The organism is Dolichospermum lemmermannii CS-548 (assembly GCF_028330815.1).
In the GTDB taxonomy this organism is placed as follows: Bacteria; Cyanobacteriota; Cyanobacteriia; order Cyanobacteriales; family Nostocaceae; genus Dolichospermum; species Dolichospermum lemmermannii.
The window spans coordinates 1-3,663 of the sequence record NZ_JAQMTJ010000238.1 but is presented as its reverse complement, the minus strand read 5'-3'; the positions used below and the strand labels follow the sequence as shown (position 1 = coordinate 3,663).

Genomic DNA, 3,663 nt, shown 5'->3' with positions numbered 1-3,663 from the left:
ACTTTGCACTACTAACCATCTTTGTTCTATCCCTGCATAATTTTGGATTTTTGATGCTAATTTATATCCTGGTATTGTACTATCAATAAATTCTGATTCTGCTAATGTTGATATTAATGATTTTGCTGCTTTTATGCTTAATGGTACTCGACATAACCAACGTAATTCTGACATCATTTTCAGGTTTGATTCTGTATATAAGGCGCAGTCTGCTACTAAGTAAGTCGGCACGATAAAATCAATATACATTTTTTTCGTAAAAACCCTTAAATAACCTATCTATAAGGTATTTGTCGAATTTACATTTCGTTACATATGTTGATTGTTTAACGCCAACTTACTTATGAGACTGTTAACTTCTAATTGTTGCTGATACTCAACTGCTATTTTACCAAAACATGATGAGTCGGATTGGTTTCCCGATGCTAGTTTTAAAAATATTGGTATGTCTCCATCTCCTGAACATATCATTTCTATGATGAACTGTTTTAAATCTGGTCTATGGTCACGAGAATAACCGTGGGTGATGGTAATTTCTTTTGGTGATTTTACTGCTAATTCTTCTAATTCTTGATTATTGACTACTTTTTGACTCTCAAATATTACTTCTGGTAAGCTGGTGTTATACTGCCCATGTACGTGCATTGATGATGAATCTAGATGTGATGTTGATAGTGATACTCCAAATTTTTGTGCTGCTTTTAAGGCAATGATAAAAAATATTGTATCCAATCCTTTGATAAATAGTTTATCCATCACTCTCCCCAGTTTATCGTCATTGAGATATTCTGGTTTTACTCCTGAACAATTAGATGTTCACAAGCGATTGTTTCAAAATATTCAGGAAACATATATAAGGGTTTTGATACGAATCCTAACCCGTTTATTATCATGGCTTTTACTACTTGACCCGGACTTACTTTCTCTTTTTTTTCAACTCCTATTATTTCGTTGATTATTTCTACTAATCCTATTGAGTCTATTATTTCTGCTACTATCCCTAGATGGTCTAAGTAAGTTGGCGTTAAACAATCAACATATGTAACGAAATGTAAATTCGACAAATACCTTATAGATAGGTTATTTAAGGGTTTTTACGAAAAAAATGTATATTGATTTTATCGTGCCGACTTACTTATGTTTTGAATTTCTATTTCTTGCGGTTTCAATTTCACAACAGATTCCTCTACTTGTTCTAAAGGGATTCTCTCATTTCTTGTTTTCTGAACAATTAATTTTTCTTACTATTGTATTTTCTCTTTCTTTCAGTCCCGTTACGAAGTTTCACTTTCTCACTCCATGCCCCGATTAATGCTACTTACTCTCATTAAGCCTCTTCATCTAGGAATTATTCTTAGTTATTATGTACTACTTACTAGGCTTTTTTGATATGTGACAGTTGAGGGTGCGGAATGTGGGATTAAAAAGTAGTAGTTTGTAGTTTGGGTTGACACAAGGAAATCCAACAATACCTACCATTAATAATGCTAAATTGCAGCCCAAAAACCCTGTATCTGTTCACATTATCTCACCCAACCATTACCAACTATCATGTAAATGAGAGAAGACAATATAACCATGACATTGTTTTGTTTCCCTAAAACCTTTTTATCGGATTTCGGGTATTCTTTTTTCTATCACACTTTCTGCATTAAGGAAATCCCTGGCTTATCTGTCAAAATTAACACACTAGTATCTCCTGTCAAAATACTTTATTTGTTTCAAAAAGGTTCAGTATTTACGTATTCGCATAATATTTAAAGTTATCATTGACTCTTAATAGTATTAATCTTACAATTAAGGGCGGGGTTTACCCGCCCCTACAGGCAATTTTGCCGAAATAAATGGCAAGAATTAACTTGAAAGTTTAACCAGAAGTATCTTACTTCTGAGCTTCAGCAATGGGAACCCACTCAGTGTGGAAAGATCCTTCTTTGTCCGTTCGTTTGTAGGTGTGAGCGCCGAAGTAGTCCCGTTGTGCTTGAGTTAAGTTTTGTGGCAAGCGATCGCGGCGGTAACTATCGAAGTAATCTAGAGAAGCACTGAAAGCTGGAACAGGAATACCCAACTTAGCAGCAGTGACAATTACTTCACGCCAAGCAGCTTGTCTATCGAGAATTGTTTGCTTAAATTCAGGCGCTAACAACAAGTTAGGTAAAGCGGGATTTTCGTCAAATGCTTTCTTAATCTTATTCAAGAAACCAGCGCGAATAATACAACCACCTTTCCAAATCCGCGCCATTTCGCCCAGATTTAAATCCCAATTGTAAGTTTTGGAAGCTGTAGATAACAGCGCCATACCTTGAGCATAAGAACAGATTTTGGAACAATAAAGAGCATCACGCACCATGTTCACAAAAGCTGCAATATCGCCACCATACTTAGCATTTGGTCCGGTGATGACCTTAGAAGCAGCAATCCGTTCATCTCGAATTGAAGAGAGAATTCGAGCATTTACCGCTGCTGTAATTGTCGGAATAGCTACACCCAATTCTAAAGCAGTTTGTACAGTCCAACGACCAGTTCCCTTTTGACCGGCTGCGTCAACAATCAAATCAACGAGGGGAATCTTGGTATCAGGATCTACGTAGGGGAAAATATTCGCGGTAATCTCAATCAAAAATGAATTGAGTTCGTCAGTTGTATTCCATTGAGCAAATACTTCATGGAGTTGCGCTGCACTTAAACCAGCCACATTTTTCAGCAAATCGTAGGCTTCTGCAATTAACTGCATATCACCGTACTCAATACCGTTATGAACCATTTTTACATAGTGTCCAGAACCACCAGGACCAATGTAGGTTACACAGGGACCATCATCAACTTGAGCCGCAATTTTGTTGAAAATGGGAGATAGGTACTCATAAGAGCTTCTTGTCCCACCAGGCATGAGAGAAGGACCATTCAACGCGCCTTCTTCACCGCCACTCACACCCATACCGATGTAGCGTAAACCGATGGGTTCTAATTCTTGAGTGCGTCTATCGGTGTCTTCAAACCAAGAGTTACCACCGTCAATAATGATATCACCTTCTTGGAGTAAAGGCTTGAGCTGTTGAATTACCGCATCAACAGGTTTACCAGCTTGTACCATCACCAAAATTTTGCGGGGACGTTCCAATGAGGCGACAAATTGTTCGAGGCTAAAAGCGGCTCTAACGTTCCGTCCTGGGGCGCGGTGCGCCATGAAGGCATCGGTTTTTTCACGAGAGCGGTTGTAAACTGCAATTGGGAAGCCATTTCTTTCTACGTTAAGTGCGATATTTTCGCCCATAACTGCTAATCCAATCACACCAAAGCTTTGTAGTGTCATAGTTCAGTTTAAATCTTTTGTTTGGGTTTGGCTCTTTCTCTTGCAGATCCTTTCTCTTTAAGGGTAGTCCGAGATTTTCGCTTCACTCCTAAAGAAGATATTAAGAGTTTTTCTAAAATTTAAGAAATCATCACTCACATCAATGAATTAATTTTAATTTGTATTGAAGTCCACAATTTAGTCCCAAATTTTGCAAAATTAAAATACATATAGCAGGAGTTCAGGAGTTCAGAAGGAAGAAGGAAGAAGGAAGAAATTTCTCCCCTACTTCCCCTACTCCCCCTACTCCCCTACTTCCCCTACTCCCCTACTCCCCCTACTCCCCCTGCCCCCTGTTCCCTGTTCCCTTT

Annotated in this window: 1 protein-coding gene and 1 pseudogene; both read right to left on the bottom strand. The window is 38.1% G+C overall.

All coding sequences use genetic code 11. The annotated features are described in order from the left end of the window. Positions 1-1,064, bottom strand: a pseudogene (locus PN450_RS24210) (IS1634 family transposase); the annotation flags it as partial. Positions 1,065-1,882: 818 nt separating this feature from the next. Beyond that, entirely contained in the window at positions 1,883-3,313 is a 1,431-nt protein-coding gene (gene gndA, locus PN450_RS16195) for an NADP-dependent phosphogluconate dehydrogenase (protein ID WP_271822422.1), read from the bottom strand. Positions 3,314-3,663: the final 350 nt, after the last annotated feature.